The organism is Psychrobacillus sp. FSL W7-1457, from assembly GCF_038593405.1.
Lineage (GTDB): Bacteria > Bacillota > Bacilli > Bacillales_A > Planococcaceae > Psychrobacillus.
The window spans coordinates 122,329-141,330 of the sequence record NZ_CP151993.1; the positions used below are offsets into that span (position 1 = coordinate 122,329).

General features: G+C 37.3%; 24 protein-coding genes. 16 read left to right on the top strand and 8 right to left on the bottom strand.

Annotation, left to right across the window (positions count from 1 at the left end; translation table 11 throughout):
- Nucleotides 1–16 precede the first annotated feature (16 nt).
- Nucleotides 17–487 carry a nucleoside deaminase gene (locus NSQ95_RS00640; protein ID WP_340886267.1) on the top strand — a complete coding sequence of 157 codons (471 nt, stop codon included), beginning with the start codon at nucleotides 17–19 and terminating at the stop codon, nucleotides 485–487.
- Between the two features lie 152 nt (nucleotides 488–639).
- Here NSQ95_RS00640 and NSQ95_RS00645 read toward each other — a convergent pair whose 3' ends face one another.
- Complete coding sequence (locus tag NSQ95_RS00645; RefSeq protein ID WP_340886948.1) at nucleotides 640–978, bottom strand: DUF5412 domain-containing protein; 339 nt, start codon at nucleotides 976–978, stop codon at nucleotides 640–642.
- 215 nt (nucleotides 979–1,193) lie between these two features.
- Nucleotides 1,194–2,549: a M48 family metalloprotease gene (locus NSQ95_RS00650; RefSeq protein ID WP_340886270.1), complete on the bottom strand. Its 1,356-nt coding sequence runs from the start codon at nucleotides 2,547–2,549 to the stop codon at nucleotides 1,194–1,196.
- Between the two features lie 121 nt (nucleotides 2,550–2,670).
- Between NSQ95_RS00650 and NSQ95_RS00655 the strand changes: the two genes are divergently transcribed.
- The 4 genes from NSQ95_RS00655 (at nucleotide 2,671) to NSQ95_RS00670 (ending at nucleotide 6,039) form a co-directional block, all read left to right on the top strand.
- Nucleotides 2,671–3,498: an ABC transporter permease gene (locus tag NSQ95_RS00655; protein ID WP_169359313.1), complete on the top strand. Its 828-nt coding sequence runs from the start codon at nucleotides 2,671–2,673 to the stop codon at nucleotides 3,496–3,498.
- Nucleotides 3,499–3,503: 5 nt separating this feature from the next.
- Nucleotides 3,504–4,283, top strand: a complete 780-nt coding sequence (locus tag NSQ95_RS00660) for an ABC transporter ATP-binding protein (RefSeq protein ID WP_298469777.1) — start codon at nucleotides 3,504–3,506, stop codon at nucleotides 4,281–4,283.
- A 12-nt stretch (nucleotides 4,284–4,295) separates the two neighbouring features.
- Nucleotides 4,296–5,375, top strand: a complete 1,080-nt coding sequence (locus NSQ95_RS00665) for an ABC transporter substrate-binding protein (protein WP_340886273.1) — start codon at nucleotides 4,296–4,298, stop codon at nucleotides 5,373–5,375.
- A gap of 211 nt (nucleotides 5,376–5,586) precedes the next feature.
- Nucleotides 5,587–6,039: a YaiI/YqxD family protein gene (locus NSQ95_RS00670; RefSeq protein WP_340886274.1), complete on the top strand. Its 453-nt coding sequence runs from the start codon at nucleotides 5,587–5,589 to the stop codon at nucleotides 6,037–6,039.
- Here NSQ95_RS00670 and NSQ95_RS00675 read toward each other — a convergent pair.
- Nucleotides 6,036–6,902, bottom strand: a complete 867-nt coding sequence (locus NSQ95_RS00675; protein ID WP_340886276.1) for a glycerophosphodiester phosphodiesterase family protein — start codon at nucleotides 6,900–6,902, stop codon at nucleotides 6,036–6,038. The two genes, NSQ95_RS00670 and NSQ95_RS00675, sit on opposite strands and share 4 nt — an antisense overlap.
- Nucleotides 6,903–7,124: 222 nt before the next feature.
- On the opposite strand from NSQ95_RS00675, the gene ugpC reads away from it, so the two are divergent.
- Genes ugpC through NSQ95_RS00695 form a run of 4 tightly spaced genes read left to right on the top strand, consistent with a single transcriptional unit; the run spans nucleotide 7,125 to nucleotide 11,392 of the window.
- Complete coding sequence (ugpC, locus tag NSQ95_RS00680) at nucleotides 7,125–8,255, top strand: sn-glycerol-3-phosphate ABC transporter ATP-binding protein UgpC (RefSeq protein ID WP_340886279.1); 1,131 nt, start codon at nucleotides 7,125–7,127, stop codon at nucleotides 8,253–8,255.
- The gene (locus tag NSQ95_RS00685; protein ID WP_340886281.1) at nucleotides 8,252–9,187 is read left to right on the top strand and encodes a sugar ABC transporter permease; all 936 of its coding nucleotides are present in this window, start codon (nucleotides 8,252–8,254) and stop codon (nucleotides 9,185–9,187) included. The genes ugpC and NSQ95_RS00685 overlap by 4 nt, the downstream gene beginning before the upstream one ends.
- Nucleotides 9,184–9,996 carry a carbohydrate ABC transporter permease gene (locus NSQ95_RS00690; RefSeq protein ID WP_169359306.1) on the top strand — a complete coding sequence of 271 codons (813 nt, stop codon included), beginning with the start codon at nucleotides 9,184–9,186 and terminating at the stop codon, nucleotides 9,994–9,996. Before NSQ95_RS00685 ends, NSQ95_RS00690 begins: the two co-directional genes overlap by 4 nt.
- A 34-nt stretch (nucleotides 9,997–10,030) precedes the next feature.
- Nucleotides 10,031–11,392: an ABC transporter substrate-binding protein gene (locus tag NSQ95_RS00695; RefSeq protein WP_340886286.1), complete on the top strand. Its 1,362-nt coding sequence runs from the start codon at nucleotides 10,031–10,033 to the stop codon at nucleotides 11,390–11,392.
- 93 nt (nucleotides 11,393–11,485) lie between these two features.
- Here NSQ95_RS00695 and NSQ95_RS00700 read toward each other — a convergent pair whose 3' ends face one another.
- Together NSQ95_RS00700 and NSQ95_RS00705 are read right to left on the bottom strand one after the other, a co-directional pair.
- On the bottom strand, nucleotides 11,486–11,959 hold the full coding sequence (locus tag NSQ95_RS00700; RefSeq protein ID WP_340886288.1) for a hypothetical protein: 474 nt from the start codon (nucleotides 11,957–11,959) through the stop codon (nucleotides 11,486–11,488).
- A 291-nt stretch (nucleotides 11,960–12,250) separates the two neighbouring features.
- Nucleotides 12,251–12,544, bottom strand: coding sequence for a 3-isopropylmalate dehydrogenase (locus NSQ95_RS00705; protein WP_340886290.1), 294 nt, complete (start codon nucleotides 12,542–12,544; stop codon nucleotides 12,251–12,253).
- 279 nt (nucleotides 12,545–12,823) lie between these two features.
- On the opposite strand from NSQ95_RS00705, the gene NSQ95_RS00710 reads away from it, so the two are divergent.
- Both NSQ95_RS00710 and NSQ95_RS00715 read left to right on the top strand, forming a co-directional pair.
- The gene (locus NSQ95_RS00710; RefSeq protein WP_340886292.1) at nucleotides 12,824–13,768 is read left to right on the top strand and encodes a rhodanese-related sulfurtransferase; all 945 of its coding nucleotides are present in this window, start codon (nucleotides 12,824–12,826) and stop codon (nucleotides 13,766–13,768) included.
- 213 nt (nucleotides 13,769–13,981) lie between these two features.
- Nucleotides 13,982–14,419 carry a GNAT family N-acetyltransferase gene (locus NSQ95_RS00715; protein ID WP_340886295.1) on the top strand — a complete coding sequence of 146 codons (438 nt, stop codon included), beginning with the start codon at nucleotides 13,982–13,984 and terminating at the stop codon, nucleotides 14,417–14,419.
- A gap of 58 nt (nucleotides 14,420–14,477) precedes the next feature.
- Here the strand turns inward: NSQ95_RS00715 and NSQ95_RS00720 are convergent, their stop codons facing one another.
- A complete protein-coding gene (locus NSQ95_RS00720) occupies nucleotides 14,478–14,690 on the bottom strand; it encodes a hypothetical protein (protein ID WP_169359300.1) in 213 nt (70 codons plus the stop codon).
- A 202-nt stretch (nucleotides 14,691–14,892) separates the two neighbouring features.
- On the opposite strand from NSQ95_RS00720, the gene NSQ95_RS00725 reads away from it, so the two are divergent.
- From NSQ95_RS00725 to NSQ95_RS00745, 5 genes are all read left to right on the top strand, one after another.
- Nucleotides 14,893–15,537, top strand: a complete 645-nt coding sequence (locus NSQ95_RS00725) for an FMN-dependent NADH-azoreductase (RefSeq protein WP_169359299.1) — start codon at nucleotides 14,893–14,895, stop codon at nucleotides 15,535–15,537.
- A gap of 9 nt (nucleotides 15,538–15,546) precedes the next feature.
- Nucleotides 15,547–15,708 carry a hypothetical protein gene (locus tag NSQ95_RS00730; RefSeq protein ID WP_340886298.1) on the top strand — a complete coding sequence of 54 codons (162 nt, stop codon included), beginning with the start codon at nucleotides 15,547–15,549 and terminating at the stop codon, nucleotides 15,706–15,708.
- A 280-nt stretch (nucleotides 15,709–15,988) separates the two neighbouring features.
- Nucleotides 15,989–16,372, top strand: coding sequence for a GntR family transcriptional regulator (locus tag NSQ95_RS00735; RefSeq protein ID WP_340886300.1), 384 nt, complete (start codon nucleotides 15,989–15,991; stop codon nucleotides 16,370–16,372).
- Between the two features lie 3 nt (nucleotides 16,373–16,375).
- Complete coding sequence (locus NSQ95_RS00740; protein WP_340886303.1) at nucleotides 16,376–17,488, top strand: DUF5808 domain-containing protein; 1,113 nt, start codon at nucleotides 16,376–16,378, stop codon at nucleotides 17,486–17,488.
- A gap of 114 nt (nucleotides 17,489–17,602) precedes the next feature.
- Nucleotides 17,603–18,274: an SOS response-associated peptidase gene (locus tag NSQ95_RS00745; protein ID WP_340886305.1), complete on the top strand. Its 672-nt coding sequence runs from the start codon at nucleotides 17,603–17,605 to the stop codon at nucleotides 18,272–18,274.
- Nucleotides 18,275–18,365: 91 nt separating this feature from the next.
- Here NSQ95_RS00745 and NSQ95_RS00750 read toward each other — a convergent pair whose 3' ends face one another.
- Nucleotides 18,366–18,566 carry a YjcZ family sporulation protein gene (locus NSQ95_RS00750; protein WP_340886307.1) on the bottom strand — a complete coding sequence of 67 codons (201 nt, stop codon included), beginning with the start codon at nucleotides 18,564–18,566 and terminating at the stop codon, nucleotides 18,366–18,368.
- Between the two features lie 187 nt (nucleotides 18,567–18,753).
- A complete protein-coding gene (locus NSQ95_RS00755; protein ID WP_169359294.1) occupies nucleotides 18,754–18,945 on the bottom strand; it encodes a hypothetical protein in 192 nt (63 codons plus the stop codon).
- Nucleotides 18,946–19,002: the final 57 nt, after the last annotated feature.

Sequence of the window (19,002 nt, forward strand, 5' to 3'; positions counted from 1 at the left end):
ATCATATTTTTTAGAGATGGCGTTAGGGGAAGCGGAAAAAGCATTAGAGGAAAATACTTATCCAGTTGGAGCAGTTATTGTGGATGAGCATTTTAATCTCGTTGCTAAAGGTAGAAATAGAGTACATCCTAGTCAGGATATTACGGCACATGCAGAAATGGATGCGATAAGAAATGCTGGGACTGTAATGTTTGATGCTAAAATTAAACACAAGAAATTTACGCTTTATAGCTCCCTCGAGCCTTGTCCAATGTGTACAGGAGGAATACTATTTGCTAAAATTCAGCGTGTCGTTTGGTTATTAAACGATGATCATGGTTTTGGAGGATATAAAAGACTGAAAGATGCCTCCGTCTTCCTAGAAAAATTTGACCGTATCGAAGTAATGGAAGAACCTTTTGAGGATTTAAAGAATAGACAGAAGGAATTAATGATTAGCTGGGAGACAAATGCAAATAATGTAACATCATTGCGTAATAGGCAATAAGACGAAAAATATGCATAGTAAATGGTAGATTTTTCTGGGTAAGTGATTGATTGGTAAAGTAAATATAGTCTATAAATACTCAAATATATAGAAGGAAAGCTCGCGGAATTTCATCTTCGCGAGCTTTTTTATGATTAGAGAAAAAAAGATTATTATTGTCTTCTAAAATCAAATTTTTCCTTTGTAACATCTAATGTATGACCGTTAATTATTACTGTATTATTATCTGTCCAAGAAATATTTGCGCTTTCTTCTCGATAGTTCCAATAGATGTTTTTAGTTTTATTATCTTTATCATTAAATACCAGCTCGCCACGAACAGAATATGACGTAGTTGCGCCTCCGTTCGTAACATATGCTTTTAATGTGTACTTTCCATTAGGTGAAGTCTCTTCTATAAGATATTCTCCTGTTGGTAACCTATTCATATCAAAAAAAGCCCAATATACTCCGTAGCCGACAAGTCCGACGATTAACAAGCTTCCAATGATGAAGACCTTTAATAGTCTATTTAATTTATTTTTATTGTCATTTAGAGTTGGTTCATTGTATTCCAAATCTTATTACTTCCCCTCATTGGAACTATTAAAAAATAGACTATGCTAATTAATCAAAAAGTAGAATTGATTTCCGCACCAGCTTGACGCTTACCGCGACGGGAGTGACCTGTCCAAAACTAGGAGAGGATAGATTTAAAATAGGTATTTCAATTTACTGGTTGAAGTAGACTATTCAATGTCTGTTCGAACTGCCCACTAGGAACACCTAGAATATTATTTCCCGAGTAACCTTCGGGATCAACTATGGCCGGATCTGCCCCATACTCATACAATAGAGCTGTCAATTCGTAATTCTCATGATAAAAGGTGGCGGTCAAAGCGTTGGAATAGAGATCCTTTGTATTAGGGTCTGCCCCAGCCTCAAGTAAAATTTCTGCCATCATAATGTCATTTAAATATACTGCTTGATGTAAAGCAGTTGCCCCCTCTGTGTCTTTTTCTTCTAAATTTACCCCGCTAGCTATAAGCTCTCGCACCTTCGTATAGTCTCCATCCACGACTGCATTCATTAATGGAGTGTAATTGTAAGTGTCTTGGTCTGAAGGTGAAGAGCCTGTCTCTAGTGTTGACTCCTCCGAAGTTAAAGTATTTAACGCGGATTCATCCTCTAGCAAGTCATCAGGAAAAATGCTTGCATAGGTAAGAGAGCCTGCCAGGACTATTCCTATAATCCCTAAATAACCAATGAATAAAATACCAAATAATGCGCCTAAACCAAGAGCGATTTTATTAGCATTCGTATAGTAGGTAGGAGTCCCTTCTACTTGCATAAAATGACCGACTGCTTGGACTCTTTTAGGAGTGGGTGGGTGGGAGGATAAGACCTCACCAAGCCATGTGAAAACATTGGACTCTGTGGAAATTTGCTCTAAATAGGCATCCTCATTTACCTCTTTATATAGTTCCTTCCCAATACTTAAAATTGTTAGGCCACGCTTAGCAGCTGCACCATCTCTAATGAAGTAAGCTGCTTGACGATCACATGTATATTCACATGCACGACTATACGCCTGGGAAAGGAACGGCACTAAACGAGCGGGTGTAATTAATATATTTTTCCAAATGTGATTTCGTTTAATATGTGTAAGCTCGTGAGCTATGATGAAATCTAGCTCTGCATCGCCTTGCTCCCTAGCAAGCTCAAATACCTCTGAATAGAGCACAACCATATTCTTTCCTAAAAACCGGGTTGCAAAAGCGTTAAAAGCACCTTCGGAGTGAACTACAAATATATCTGGTACTTTTTTTAAATTCATATCTTCAGACATACGAGTTATTCGTTCATAGACATCTGGAAACTGCCTTTGGCTAACTCTGATACCATTTGATCGAATATAGCTAAGATTCATAAGATGTGCATATGTACTGATAAAAAATAAAACAAGAATGATTGCGATCCCAAAAATACTAGCTATAGCTATAACGTAAATTAATAAACTAAATAGGATGCTTAAAATAAAATATGGCATTTCTTTTGTGGATCTTAATTGTTTGTCTGTCATATTAACCCCCTCTTTCTTATTTTAAAATTACCAAAATCTACATTTTAAGTCAATTTCAATGTAGGTGTGGTCACACATTTTCCCCATTCGACATATTATTTTTAGAAAGAGGTGGTGAAAGATGCGCGATGAAAATGGGCTCGTGGATAGCGACTACGATCCCTATGAAACGGAACAAAAGGAATGGAAAAAGCAACAACTAAAAGAACGTGGTAAGCAGCTTTTAACAATTACTTCACCAATACTCATCTTAATCTTGTGGGAGGTCTTCTCACGAACGGGCATTTTAGATATACGCTTTTTCCCTCCTCCTACTGCAATAGTTTCGACATTTTTTGAGCTTGCTACAAGTGGGTTACTATGGACTCATGTATCAGTCTCTCTTTACCGAATTGCAATGGGTTTCCTACTCGGTGTAATTCCAGGTGTAATCATAGGGCTGTTAATGGGATTGTATGCTCCTATTCGACACTTTATATCCCCTATAGTAATGGCATTTATGCCGATTCCAACATTAGCTTTAATGCCAATCATCATTATCCTTTTTGGTATTGGAGATTTTTCAAAGGTAGTTACTATTGCTGGGAGTGTATTTTTTCCTGTCGTTATTAATACAGTGGCTGGTGTTTTGAACATAGATAGGGTACATCTAGATGTAGCCAAAAACTATGGTGCAAGTCCAAAGGATTTCTTTTTGAAAATTGCTTTCCCGGGTGCCTTGCCAGTTATGCTAGAAGGTATTCAAATGGGGCAGGCAATAGCTTTGTTAACAATCGTTGCCGCAGAAATGATGGGGGCAACCTCTGGTATCGGTTATTTAATATGGACCTCTTATAAGGCATTCATGTTGAAGGAAATGTTCGTTGGTTTAGTGCTCATTTCTTTTTTTGGGTTTCTTTTTTCCCTTCTCCTACGTGGACTGCAAAAGAGAATTGTCCCATGGAGGTGAGTTAAATGAGCGGAAAAGTTAAAATTTCCATTGATAATCTTACGAAGATTTTCTATAAAAAAAGTAATAGTGTTACAGCTATAAAGGATATTTCTCTGCAGGTAGAGGAAGGAGAATTTATCTGTCTAGTTGGACCAAGTGGATGTGGAAAGACAACTCTTTTACGCATCCTTGCGGGACTAGAAACTCCGAGCTCTGGCTCCTTTTTAATTGCATCGGAAGCAGGGGAACGTCCGCTACAGTCTATGGTGTTTCAAGAAAAAGGGGTTATTCCTTGGCTGACCGTTGAAGAGAATGTTGCTTTTGGTTTAAAAATGAGGCACCTTCCAAAGGAATACGTTAAAAAGCAAACCGACTACTACTTAAAAAAGGTAGGTTTAAGTAAGTTTTCTTCGCTTTATCCAAAAGAGCTTTCTGGAGGGATGAAGCAACGGATTAGTATTGCTAGGGCTTTTGCCAATGATCCAGAAATTTTGTTAATGGATGAGCCATTTGCTGCCTTGGATGAACAAAACAAATTCATATTGCAGGAAGAGTTACTATCAATTTGGTCCGAAAACAAAAAGACCGTTTTATTTATCACTCATAGTATTGATGAGGCTTTGTTGCTGAGTGACCGTATCGTGTTATTGAGCTCTCATCCAGGTGAGATTGTAAGTGAGATAAAAGTTCCATTGCCAAGACCCCGTACAATGGAGCAGGTTAGGGCAAATGCAGAAATGGCGGAACAGTTTATAACGATTTGGAATCATTTACAGCAAGAAGTTCAAAAATCGAGAAAATAAAGGAGGAAAGTTGTGAAGAAACGCTGGTTCATACTATTTGCATCTATTGTTCTTTTACTAGGTGCTTGTAGTCCAAAAGAAGAAGGAACTGACAATGTAAATGATGAAGTAAGTAAGGATAACCCTTCTGGAGACTTGGCACCGCTAAATAAGAAAGTAAAAGTAATTATAGCGGAAGACGGGGCTGCCTCTGGAGCAGGTTTTTACATTGCAAAAGAAAAAGGTTATTTTGAGGACTACAATATTGAAGTAGAGTTTGCGCAATTTGCAAATAGTGATGAAATGCTTCCTGCACTTGCTTCGGGAGACGTGGATATTGCCGGTGGGGTTTCAACTGCTTCATTTTTTAATGCCATTGCCCAAGGGATTGACGTAAAAATTATTGCAGACAAGGGACACAATGTGCCAGGTAAGTCGTATTTCTCATTCGTCATTGGAAACCACATGAAGGATGTCATCAAGGAGTATAAGGATTTTGAAGGAAAGCGTATTGCTGTTTCCTCTAAAAACTCGATTGATGAATTTATCTTTTTAGAAATGCTGAAGCATGCAGGATTAACACCTGAGGATGTAGAGTTTGTATTACTTGGAGACTTTGGAAGCATGCTAGGGGCGATTGAAAATGGTTCGATAGATGCCGCACTTCAAATTGAACCACTAATCGCCCAAGGGATTGAAAACGGATTTCATGAGCGCTTTGGAGACGCTACGGATTATGCACCGGAATCTCAAATCGCGATGGTTTTAGGTTCTCCTCAATTTATGAGTGAGGAACAAGATGTTTCGCTCCGATTCATGGCGGCCTATTTAAAGGGTGTCCGGGATTATAATGATGCATTTATAAAGGGTGAAGGAAAAGCTGAAATCATTGAAATTATGACAAAGTATACTTCACTAAAAGATCCAGTGTTATGGGAAAAAGTATTTGTTACAGGCTTAGATCCTAATGGAAAAATGTTTTTAGATGACGTGTTAAAGCAATATGACGTATATAAAGAAAATGGAGCAATTAGCGGTGACGTTGACTTTGATAAAGCGGTGGATACATCTATAACAGAAAAAGCAGTGGAGATATTAGGTGAATATAAGTAAAGGTTCAATATAAAAGGTATGGAAGAATATATCCATGCCTTTTGATTTATATAATAATTGGAAACTTTTAAAAACTAATTGCCAAATACAACTAAATTATTCATTTTGATAACTGCGTGGTAAAAAAGCCTTTGTATTGCAACCTCCTACATTCATAAAAATATTCTTTTAGTATACAATGTAGGATATATAGCTGATAGGGGTGCTCAAAATGGTGAATGTACTAGTAGATGCGGACGGCTGTCCTGTCGTGGATTTAACGATTGATATCGCAAAACAGTTCGATTTGAAGGTAACGTTGTTATGCGACACTGCACATTATATGCAGAGGGAAGGTGCTGAAACAGTCATGGTTTCGAAAGGCGCGGATGCTGTAGACTTTGTGCTCGTTAATAAAGTGAATAAGGGCGACATTGTTGTCACCCAGGATTATGGTCTTGCAGCCATGGTTTTAGCTAAGCGAGGCTATGCAATAGACCAAAATGGAAGATGGTATACACCAGAGAATATAGACCAGCTATTAGAGAGTAGACATATATCCAAAAAAATAAGACAAGCAGGTGGCCGAATGAAGGGACCACGAAAACGTCAAAAAGAAGACAATGAGAAATATGAAATTCATTTTAAAAGACTTTGTGAAAAAGTTTTGAAGCAACAGATTTAATTTTGTGTACGATCTATTATTTCTAAAGCAACGTTAGGAGCATCTGCGAATATACCATCAGCCTTGTAGAGCAAGGCTTTTTTTATATCTGCTTCTCCTATCAAGGAAAACAGGTGTACCTTCAACCCATTTTCATGTGCTTCATGGACAAAGGTTCCATCTACAGCATTCACGTTGACGCCAATTCCACTTGCATAGGTTTTTAGGCTTTTCATTTCCTGGTTGGTAAATTTAGCCTCCTCTTTATTACCGAGCAGTTGGATAAGGGGGATGCTTGGTTCAAGCTCATGAAATTCTATTAGGCTAGCACGGTTGAAGGATTGGACGATTACTTTTGGTACATCTTCTTCGTGATTTAATAAGTTATATTCTTCTAACAAAGCAAGCAATTCCTCCTCCATTTCCTCATATATTTTTGGGGATTTCATTTCAATGTAGTAGTTGACTCTATCTCCAAAATTATCAAATATTTCTCTTAATGTAGGAACTCGTGCCTTTTCAAATGCAGTATTGGCGAAATCTGGATATTTATCATTAAACCATTTCCCGGCATTCAACTTTTTTAATTCCTCTAATGTGTAATCTTTTACTAGCCCTTCACCTTCAGTAGTACGTTCTACTGTTTCATCATGCATGGCAACTAATACTCCATCTTTTGTCATTTGTAAGTCAATTTCAATATAAGTAGCCCCTAGCTGCTCAGCAATCTCATAAGCGACCAATGTATGCTCTGGTGCATAAGTGGATGCTCCTCTATGTGCGATGATAAAAAACTCTCCCGAAGCTATGGGTGTTACTTCTTTCCCTACACATCCACAAACAAACAAAACAAGTATAAGTAGGATTATTTGATATTTACGCATAAATTTGTCCTCCAAGAACTGTAAACTTTTTGTATAAAATTAAATATTCTGTAAAGATTGTAAATTTCTTTGATTTAGAATATTCTTTTTAGTAATATGGTTAAGAAAAGATTACATAGCTATGGAAAAAATGACAAAAACATAATTTACTAGCTTCCATAGTAAAATCTATAAACTTGAGGCTTATGTCAACATAATCGATTAGAGAATGGGGGAAATCTTTTGAAGCGAGTAGAATTGATTGATATCTCTAAATCATACGACAAACAATCTAACGTTATTTCTAATATTAACGTAACGATTGAACCAGGGGAATTTTTTGTGCTTGTTGGTCCATCGGGGTGTGGAAAAAGTACAATGCTTCGAATGATCGCGGGATTAGAAGAGATAACAGGAGGAGTGCTCAAGATTGGTGAGCAGGAAGTGAATGATTTACCTCCAAGTAAGCGTGATTTGTCTATGGTATTCCAGAACTATGCTTTATACCCACATCTTTCGGTAGAAGAAAATATTCAATTTGGTCTGCATGTAAAAAAAATCTCTAAAGAAGAACGTAACAATCGAACAATAGAGGTTGCTCAAATGCTAGGGCTTTCTGATTACTTAAAACGTAAGCCAAGAGAACTTTCCGGTGGACAAAGACAACGAGTTGCTCTTGCCCGAGCTATCGTAAACCAAGCGCCAATTTGTCTAATGGACGAACCATTATCTAACTTAGATGCTAAGCTTCGTGCGCACATGAGATCTGAAATTAGACAAATCCAGCGCAGACTTGGAATTACTATGATTTATGTGACGCATGATCAAATTGAAGCGATGACAATGGGTGATCGCATTATGATCCTACATGAAGGATCTATCCAACAAATAGGCAAACCAATTGATATTTATAATAATCCAGCCAATCCTTTTGTGGCTACCTTTATTGGTTCACCTCCTATGAATATTGCGGAAGGCATAGGAAGTAAAGAACAGCGTGCTATTGTGTTAAATGATTTCATTACTATTTCCGTACCAGCTGAGGACGATCACTACCTGACAGACAAAGTTATTGTTGGCATTCGTCCGGAGCATATAAAAGCAGCGACTAAGGAGTCGACCTCTGAGGAAAAGGTATTTGTAGAAATTGTAAATGTAGAAATTTTAGGAAATGAAACTGTATTTTCATTTACATTGAATGATCAGCAATGGCAAGTTAAATGGAGCGGCCAATGGCAGATAGCTGTCGGTGATAAAATACCAGTCATCATGAACTATGATTCCTTTTGCTTCTTTGATAGCGTAACAAAGGAGATTATTAAAAAACCTTCTGATGTAGAAAACCATGTATTTGGTAAAGAGGTATTTGTATGACAGTAGTGAAATCAAATCATGTAACTGCCGTTAGATCTAAGCAAAAGAAAGGTTTCTGGAAGCGCTCACTGAATGCTCGAACAGCTCTTTTATATTTATTGCCATCTATTATCTTATTTTCCGTTTTTGTTTTTTATCCAATGTTTCGTACCATTTATTTAAGCTTTTTCTTAACCAACCAAGCAGGAGAGGCTGCAGTGTTTGTTGGTCTGGAAAATTATGCTTATTTGCTTGAATCGTCTACTTTTCTAAACAGTATAAAGGCCACATTCCTATTTGTACTATATACAGTGCCTACTGGAATTATTATTGCGCTAGGCCTAGCATTACTTGCCAATGAAAAGCTAAGAGGAATAGGTTTCTTTCGTACAATTTATGCTTCCACTATGGGGGTTTCCGTAGCAGCTTCCTCCGTTGTGTGGCTATTCTTATTCCACCCAAGTATTGGGATGTTCAACAAAGTGCTTGCCATATTGAATCTTCCACAAGTCGAGTGGCTTCTAGATCCAACATGGGCGTTGCTATCGGTGTCTTTAACAACGATTTGGTTGAACACAGGCTTCTGCTTCCTAATATTGCTAGGGGGACTACAAAATATTGATGAGCACTTATATGAAAGTGCTCGTATTGACGGAGCAAGCTATTGGTATCGTTTGAGAAGAATAACTATACCAATGCTCTCTCCCACCTTATTTTTTATTATTACCATTTCTCTCATCAATGCGTTTCAAACGTTTGGACAGGTGGATATCTTAACAAAGGGCGGGCCCTCCCAATCCACTAACTTAATCGTGTATTCCATTTATAGAGAGGCATTTGTTAACGCTCAATTTGGTACTGCCAGTGCGCAGGCGGTGTTCTTATTTATATGTATTTTACTCGTTACAATTTTACAATTTAAGCTAGGGGAAAAGAAGGTGCATTACCAATGAGAATACTAAAGCGCTCCATTGTGTATTTTTTATTGATCGTTACTGCCCTGATTATGTTTTTCCCGATTATCTATGCCTTGATGGTAAGCTTCATGACGGGAGGCGAAATTTTACAAGGAAAATTCTTGCCGTCAACCTTCAGTTTTGATAATTATGTGAAGGTGTTTGATCGATTGCCTCTATTAAATTATTTGATAAACAGTTTCATTGTTTCGTTCGGGGTTATGCTTGGACAGCTGGTCGTATGTAGTTTAGCGGCCTATGCCTTCGTCTTTATCCCATTCAAAGGAAGGGACTTTGTATTTTTCCTTTTTATCTCCACGATGATGATTCCTTGGGAAGCAACAATGATTCCCAATTTCTTTACCATTCAAAATCTAAACTGGCTTAACACATACCAAGGGATGACACTACCATTTTTTGCTTTAGCCTTCGGGACATTTTTACTTAGACAGCATTTCAAAACAATACCGAAGGAGCTGCATGAGGCATCCCAGATTGCAGGACTCAGTAGATTTGCGTTTTTTGTTCGTGTAATCTTGCCGGTTTCTAAAACTAGTTTAGTAACATTAGGAGCATATGGGTTTCTAACAACATGGAATATGTACTTGTGGCCATTACTAGTTACAACTAATAACTCTGTAAGAACCGTACAAATTGGCTTGAAACAACTCCAGTCACAAGAGGTTGCAACAGAATGGGGGGTGGTTATGGCAGGGGTAATCGTTGTTATTATTCCAACACTACTACTATTGTTTTTAGGTCAAAAGCAATTGCAAAAAGGGTTAACGCAAGGGGCTCTAAAATAACAGTTGTTCCAAACTAAAAAAAGAGGTGTATGACATGAGGAAGAAGTTTAAGTTTACGTGGTTATTCATGATTTTGTTAGGTATTCTAGCATTAGCTGCATGTACAAATAGTGATGACAGTTCATCGACAGAACCTGTACAAAAAAGCGACGAGGATGTTGAAAAATCCGAAGATGGTAAAACAGTCATCTCCTTTTGGCACGCTATGTCAGGTTCAGGGCAAACAGCTCTTGATAATATTGTCGCTGACTTTAATGCATCCCAGGATGATTACGAGGTAAAGGCAGAATTCCAAGGATCATATGAAGAATCGTTAACTAAGCTTCGTAGTGTTGGGGGTACTGCAGACGCTCCGGCCATAACGCAGGTGTTTGAGGTAGGTACTAAATATATGATTGAAAGTGGATTTATCGAGCCAATGCAAAAGTTTATCGATGAAGATAACTATGACTTGTCTCAATTAGAGGAGAATATCTTAAATTATTATTCTCTTGATGGAGAGCTATATTCTATGCCATTTAACTCCTCTACACCAGTAATGCTATACAACAAGGATGCATTTAAAGCAGCCGGCTTGGATCCTGAAAACCCTCCTAAAACGTTCCAGGAGGTAATTGATACAGCAGCAAAGCTTAAAACAGAGGAGATGAAAGGCTTTTCTATGCTAACATACGGCTGGTTCTTCGAGCAGTTAGTAGCCACACAAGGTGGACTTTATGTAAATGAAGACAACGGTCGTGCTGGTGATGCAACAGAAGCGGTTTTCAACGGAGAAGAAGGTCAACGTGTGTTTGAATTCTTAAATACTATGAATGAGGCTGGTACATTTGGTAACTTCGGAACGAACTGGGATGACATTCGAGCAGCTTTCCAATCAGGGAAGGTAGCTATGTATATGGATTCCTCTGCAGGTGTACGAGGTATTATTGATAATGCGCCATTTGAAGTGGGTGCTGCATACATTCCTTACGCAGACGAAGTAGATCGTAAAGGTGTTGTAATTGGAGGGGCATCTTTATGGATGTCTAAAGGAATCGCTGAAATTGAGCAAAAAGCAGCTTGGGAGTTCATGAAGTATTTAACTACTCCAGAAGTTCAAGCTAAGTGGCATTTAGATACAGGATACTTTGCGATTAACCCATCTGCATATGAAGCAGACATTGTTAAAGAAGCATGGGAAAAGATGCCACAGTTAAAAGTAACGGTAGAACAGCTACAAAGCACAGAGCCATCTATCGCTACTCAGGGCGCCTTAATATCAGTGTTCCCAGAATCTCGTCAGCAAATTGTGACGGCGTTGGAGAATTTATATCAAGGGATGGATCCTAAAGAAGCGCTAGATGCAGCGGCAGAAGGAACTAACCGCGCAATCGAGATTGCTAATAGAACAAAATAATAAAACAAGCAGAGAGCTTAGGCTTTCTGCTTGTTTTTTAAGTAATTTAAAGAAAGGATACAGGGCGGTTAATTATGAATCTCCGAGCTTACTTTAATATCTAGCTAAATCTCCAAATGCAGAAGTAAACTCCTTTCTTATCTGAATAATGAATTTTATAGGTTCTTCAGTATTATCTTTAGTACTTAAATTCTTGCGTTCCTTTCCTTCATACCAAAATCTCTTACCATTAGAGGTCTTTTTAAGCTCTTCGTCACCGTCAAAGTAAATTTCGAAACCTCTTTCCTTATAATAATCATGTACTTCTTTTTCGCTAAGTTCAGAATATAACTTTTTGTAGACAACGACAGTTGGTCGTCCCCCACTCCCCCATGGTCCTCCACCATACGCAACTCCAAAGTCAAATCCACGATCAAGCTCTTTTGTCTTAGGAGGTAGAGGAGTAGAAAAGACTTTGTTTGCAAATTCTTCTGCGTTCTTTTTGTCTTGGCTAAAAAAAGATACAGCCAAACATACAATGGCGAAAAAAGTTAATAAGATCATCAAAATCTTAAATTTATTATTCAAAGAAATTCTCCTATCTTAATGCACATTACTGTTTTTCAAAAAGAAAAAACTTTTTCGTTTTCGCGTTCTTGCATTAAGTTTGTTTTTCGTCTCTATCTTCTATATATCTTTCGTACGCTTCTTTTACCTTGTCATTGATTGGCGGGTACTACTTGTTTATGAATCTCTTTAAATAAAATAAATGAGCTGAAAATGACCCACGCAACAATTGGACATATATGATTTATATTCAAAAAGGACTGAGAATAGTTAGAAAACCTAAAACCCAGGTCAAAACTGTCTAGTCTCGAATCATATTGTTTTGTTGTTAAATCTTTTTATTGCGCTTGCTAAAATGGCAATTAGAAAAACAATAACACTATTTATTAGTAGATAGTATGCTACTTGAAGGCCGTAAAATATTGCAAAAGGATCATTAATAACAAATACGGTTATTGCACCACCGATGGAGCCAAACAAAACCCCTAGATATAATATAGTAAAAGCGGAGTAATATAGACTTTTCTTTTTTCTGTAAGTTAGAAATCCAATAATATTGGCAGCAACGATAAAAAAGACTAAAAGTATTATGAAAAAACTATCCATGTAAACCCCCGTCAGTAAATTTATTTATCATCACAACTAAAATATTGTTTGCGATGATCATTACTAGTTCAAGTGTAACATTTTACAAACAATTCCATATAAAGAAAAATAAAACCTTAAAGTTATAAGTGGAAAATGGCTTTCCTGTTAGACTTATCAGACATTAAAACTCTTTGAATTATTTCGTGATTATTTTTTGACAAAACTAACTATTTAACTTCTCCCTTTAAATTTGTTATGATAAATTGATGGACAAAATTTGAAAAGGTGGAGTAAAAAATGGACACAAATGCATACAGAGTATTACTTTACTACAAATATGTCCCGATTGAAGATCCAGTAACATTTGCACAAGAACATCTTGCTGCATGTAAGGAACTTGGGTTAAAAGGGCGTATTTTAGTATCGAATGAAGGTATAAACGGAACTTGTTCCGGAACAATTGAACAAACAGACGCATACATGGACATGATGAAAGCAGACGAACGTTTTGCTGACATGGTGTTTAAAATAGATGAAGCGGAAGGACATGCATTTAAGAAAATGCACGTTCGCCCTAAGCGTGAAATTGTTCACTTAGGATTAGAGGAAGATATCAATCCTAATGAATTAACAGGTAAATACCTGTCTCCAAAAGAATTTTATGAGCAAATGCAAGCCGAAGACACAATAGTTATCGATGCTCGTAACGATTATGAATTTGACTTAGGTCATTTCCGCGGAGCAATCCGTCCAGATATCAAAAACTTCCGTGATCTTCCTGAATGGATTCACGATAATAAAGAGCTTTTTGAAGGTAAAAAGGTATTAACGTATTGCACAGGCGGAATTCGCTGTGAAAAATTCTCTGGTTGGTTAGTTAGAGAAGGATTCGAAGATGTTGCTCAACTGCACGGAGGTATTGCTACCTATGGTAAAGACCCAGAAGTTCGTGGTCAGCTATGGGACGGTCAAATGTACGTATTTGATGAGCGTATTGCTGTTCCGATTAACCAAGTAGAGCATGTGGTTGTAGGGAAAGATCATTTCACTGGAGAGCCTTGTGAACGTTATGTAAACTGTGCAAATCCGGACTGTAATGACAAAATTCTATGTTCGGAAGAAAATGAACATAAGTATCTTCGCAGCTGTTCACACGAATGTCGTGTACACCCGCGTAATCGCTATATTGTAGAACATAAATTGACGGATGAAGAAGTAGAAGCAAGATTAGCTGCTATCTAATTTCGTTTGCTAAAGGACTGTGCTTTTAAGCGCAGTCTTTTTTTACTTTTTTTAAGACGAGCCTGCATCAGAAAATAAGATTTAATGGGTACGTGAATGATGACATTCTATTTGTGGAAGGATAGAAATATATTGATGTAATAGAGGTTATTCGCTTCTGTATATCGAAAGTTACTAGGAGTTCGTTTTTACAAATAGAATGGAGGAGCGTATATGGCAATCGAAGTAAGAAGAATTTCTGATTTGAATGAGGTCGACGTATCCAAGCTAATTCAAGAAAGCGAAAAAGAAGGGTACCGTTTTGTATCCAGGCTAGCTACTGAGTATGAGGACGGTACAAACAGGTTTAGTGAGCAAGGGGAGGCACTATATGGTGCTTGGAATGAAGGAGAGCTAGTGGCAATTGGAGGCTTAAATCGAGATGTTTTAGGAGCAGATTCTGCTAGATTGCATCGTTTTTATACGTTGCCTGATTATCGAAGAAAAGGAATCGGCAGTGAACTTTTTAAAGCAATTTTAGAGGATGCTAAAGGTCAGTTCAACGAAATCACGACTAAAACCGAATCCATGAAAGCGGATGCTTTTTATCGGGCAAACGGCTTTATATTTGACCGCAGATCTCCTGACACCACTCATGTAATAGGACTTTAAACAACAATTCTATAAGGTGCTCTTTGTGAAGTTATTTACAAGGAGCACCTTTTTATATTCAATTCTTAGGTTCCTCTAGATGCTTTTCTTCTCGCATAGCTTTTCGCTCCAAAAGCATAAAAGCCTCGTTTTCTAAACGCAAAAGTTCTATCTCTAATTCCTTTTGTTTATGCTGCTGTTGTTTCACTGTTACGTAGCCACCCATAGCGATTAAACTCAGCAAGGATAAGCCAATAGTTGAAAAAATAAAGATAGCAATAATATCCTCCAAGAAATGCACCTCCCTTTATATAAATAGTATAACAAATACATTAATAGTTAAAGTTTCCAAGGATAAGAAAAACATAGAAGCAAATAACTAACAGGAGCTAACCTTTTGACAGTCTTCTTATATTAATATAATATAAGGAAGTCTCGAATTTGAGATAAATAAAAATATAAAAATATATGGATATTATAGAGGAGTTATAAAAATGAACGTATTAGTAGTAAAAGCAAATAACCGACCAGCAACAGAAGCGATTTCAAGTAAAATGTATGAAACTTTCATGGCTGAACTTGAAGGTAAAGATGTAAACGTAACAGTTTATGATGTATATGAAGAGGATACTCCATACTTCGGACAAGACCTTTTCAATGCTTTCGGTAAAGTACAAACTGGTGGAGAGTTGACGGACGTTGAATCTCGCTTATTAGCAGCTAAACAAAAAGCAATGGATCTATTAACTGCTGCAGATGTTGTAGTATTTGCATTCCCATTATGGAATCTAACAATCCCTGCTAAATTACAAACTTTTATTGATTATGTATATGCTGCAGGCTTTGCATTTAAATATGATGCACAAGGCAACATGGTTCAATTAATGACAGATAAAAAAGCAATCTTCTTAAACGCTCGTGGTGGAATTTATTCTACACCTGAGGCAGCGCCAATGGAAATGGCTGTAAACTATATGCGTGCAGTATTTGGTGGAGTATTCGGTATGCAAATCATTGATGAAGTAATTATTGAAGGTCACAATGCTATGCCTGCTAAAGCACAAGAAATTATCTCAGCAGGTATGGAAGAAGTAAAAGCTTCTGCTCAACGCTTAGTAGAGTTAACAGTAAAAGGATAATAAACATATTTGGAACCGGCAAGATCCTCAGAGATCTTGTCGGCTTTTTTTGTTGGAATGAGTCCTGTTTGCGGAAGAATGGTAAGTGTGAAGGGCTCCGTAGTTATTGATAAGCATCAGGATTGGATCGGGATTGTCGTAAAACTTCAGTTAATTGTAGTAAAAGAATGAGGGATTGTAGTAAATGAATGCTTGATTGTAGTAAATCGAGTCAGGGAAATAAGCCTGGAAAGGGATTGTCGTAAAATTTCCAGTGATTGTAGTAAAAGAGTGAGGGATTGTAGTAAACGAAGCCTGGATTGTAGTAATTGAGGCGCGGATTGTCGTAAAACGACCCAAGATTATCCAGTAAAACAATGGATTAGCCAAAAATAAAAACATTTTGATATACTACATATAGAACAGAGTGTTATAATATATATAGAACAAGAGGTAAATAGGAGGTCATGAAATGTTTATAGAGATAAAGCCGAATTCATCTGTGCCGATCTATTTACAGCTAGCGCAACAATTGATGGAAGGAATGGCTAGAGGAGAACTAAAGCCAGGGGATTCCTTGCCATCTGTTAGAAGCTTTGCCAGTGATTTGGGTATGAATATGCATACGGTTAATAAGGCTTATCATCTTTTGGAGGAGAAAGATTTCATTCAAATTGTTCCGAAGTCAGGGGTAATTATACAACCAAAAGGTATGGAAAAAGCAACAGATCAACAAAAGCAAGTGTTAGCTGAACAGATTCGCCCATTGTTAGCAGAGGGGATGGTATTGCAACTTTCAGAGGAAGAAATGGTTGTAATGGTACGAGAGCTTGTTCGACAAATTAAGGAGGGGTAAATAATGATTTTGTTGTTATTTGGATTTATTCTTTTATTTATTACAATTTTACAGGCATACATTCCAAAATTTTTAAAACCAACGATTGTGTTTGGTGTAAACGTTCCTGAGCAGCATGAAAAGGACAAGGAAATCCTTCAGTTAAAAAATAGATACACAGCTGTAGTACTTTTTGTTGGGTTAGTAATTTTTGCGGGCTATATTGCTTGGGCGTTGCTTCAAAATCCTCAGGAAGAAGTATTAGCTCTTGTTAGTGTTGGAGTTCAAATTGGTGTTCTATTTTTGAGCGTCGCCTATTACTTCATCATGCATACGAAAATGAAGAAATTAAAGGAGCAGCGTCGCTGGTTTTCCGACAAAAATGAAGTGAAAGTAGTAGATTTAGGATTTCAAGAGAAGCTTCAACTGCTGCCGAGAATTTTATTTATTATTCCCATGATTGTATCGATTGGGCTTATATTTTATACGCTTTTAAAATATCCACAGATGCCGGACATGATTCCTACTCATTGGGGTCCAACTGGGGAAGCGGATGCTTTTAGTGAGAAAAGCTATCTTACTGTTATTTCCCTTCCACTAATTTTATTGATAGTGCAGGTAATGTTTTTATTTACTAGCGAGGGAATTAAAATGTCGGGAACAAGCATTAGCCCTCAACGCAAAAAAACTTCCGTTAAGCAGCAGCTTGCATTTCGGAAATACTCTAGCTGGCTCTCTTTTGTCATGTCGGTAGGAGTCACCTTGCTGATGGGATATCTTCAGTTACAGACTATACATCCTGAAATAACCTCTTCCCTTGTTATGATTGCTTTACCAATAGGATTTTTGGTGCTAGCTTTTGCTAGTGTAGCTATTTTTACTGTAAGAGTTGGTCAAGGAGGATCACGTTTGAAAGTAGGGGAGGAAGAAGCGGTTGTAGGAAATCCTCATATTACTTCTGTAGATGATGATCGATTTTGGAAGGGCGGTATTTTCTATATCAACAAAGATGATCCAAGTGTTTTTGTAGAAAAACGCTTTGGAGTTGGCTGGTCTGTCAACTTTGCAAGACCGCTAGCTTGGTTATTTATTTTAGGACCTATCGTGCTCATTATTGGTATTTCATTTCTCTTATAGAAAATGTCTCTAGAGTAAAACACTCTAGGGATCTTTTTAATTTTTGTCTGCGTTTGAACGAACGATAAATAGGAAAAGGATATAGGACAGGTAATTAGAAAGGAAGGTTCACTTATGTGTGGGCGTTTTAGTCTATATACGGATATGGAACAGATCAAAGAACAATTTGATGTGCAGTTTGTATCCAATGAAGAGGATTATTATCCTAATTATAATATAGCCCCTTCTCAGTCTGTCGTAGCTATTATTAACGATGGAACCAGCAATAGAATGGGGCAGCTACGGTGGGGTTTAATACCCAGCTGGGCAAAGGACGAGAAGATAGGTTACAAAATGATCAATGCAAGGTCTGAAACAGTTGATGAAAAACCTAGCTATCGTAATGCTTTTACACAACGAAGATGTATCATACCTATGAATTCCTTTTATGAATGGACCGTAAATGAAAAGGAAAAGGTTCCAATGCTTATAAAAATGAAAAACAATGAACTATTTGGAGTAGCGGGAATATGGGAGACCTGGAAAAGGGATAATGAAGAAACGGTTCATTCCTGCACTATTCTCACTACCGAAGCTAATTCTTTAGTAAAGACTATTCATGATCGTATGCCAGTCATACTTCCACCAGAAAAGTTCGGGAATTGGTTAGATCCCAACCTTCGTGATAAAGATAGGCTTAAAGCAATGCTCAACCCTTATGAATCAAACCTAATGCAGGCTTATCCAGTTTCGAAGGAAGTAAATACTCCAAAAAATAATTATGCTGAGCTCTTAAACTCATTATAAAATAACTACATGTAATAAAAAAAGACAGGCTCCTAAAAGCCCGTCTTGTGAGGTGAAGTATAGTAACTAGGAGGAACATTAACACATTTATTTAGCAGGACTCTCCGCCAACATAACCGCCGCCACTTCCATATCCGAAAGTACCAACTACGATGATTAAAAGAATAAATAAAACAACTAATAAAGCAAATCCAGAACCCATGCCAGCTCCGCCGCCTGGGTAACCGCCACCGCCAGTGTTACCGCCGTATCCACCACCGTAGCCACCACCACAATAATTTGAATAACTCATTATTAACACCTCCTCCTCGCTAAGAGTTATCTTATTTATATGTAGAGGGATAGGGTTAGACTGATGAATATGTAACGATTTTTCATATTATTTTTTAGGCGAAACAAAAAAATATTGGGTTCACTAGTATTGACGGGATATGGTGGGATTGGACAGGTAAGTAAAACTGTAATAAAAAAACGAGCAGCTATGACTGCTCGTTTGTAACTTCCATCGTCTCTTCGGTAACCTTCCAATGCTTAGAAGGAATAATATTATTATTTAACTTTAGAACAAACTTATGGGCATCCTCATAAGTTGTAAAAGTTTTATTGAATTGGCTGTTGGAATTTTTCAAGGTCTCTGTTGTACCATTGATTTTGCGAGTGATTAGAAACATAGGTACACCTCCGCCTATCACTATTTTGTTATAATTTATTATACCTACAAAAACATA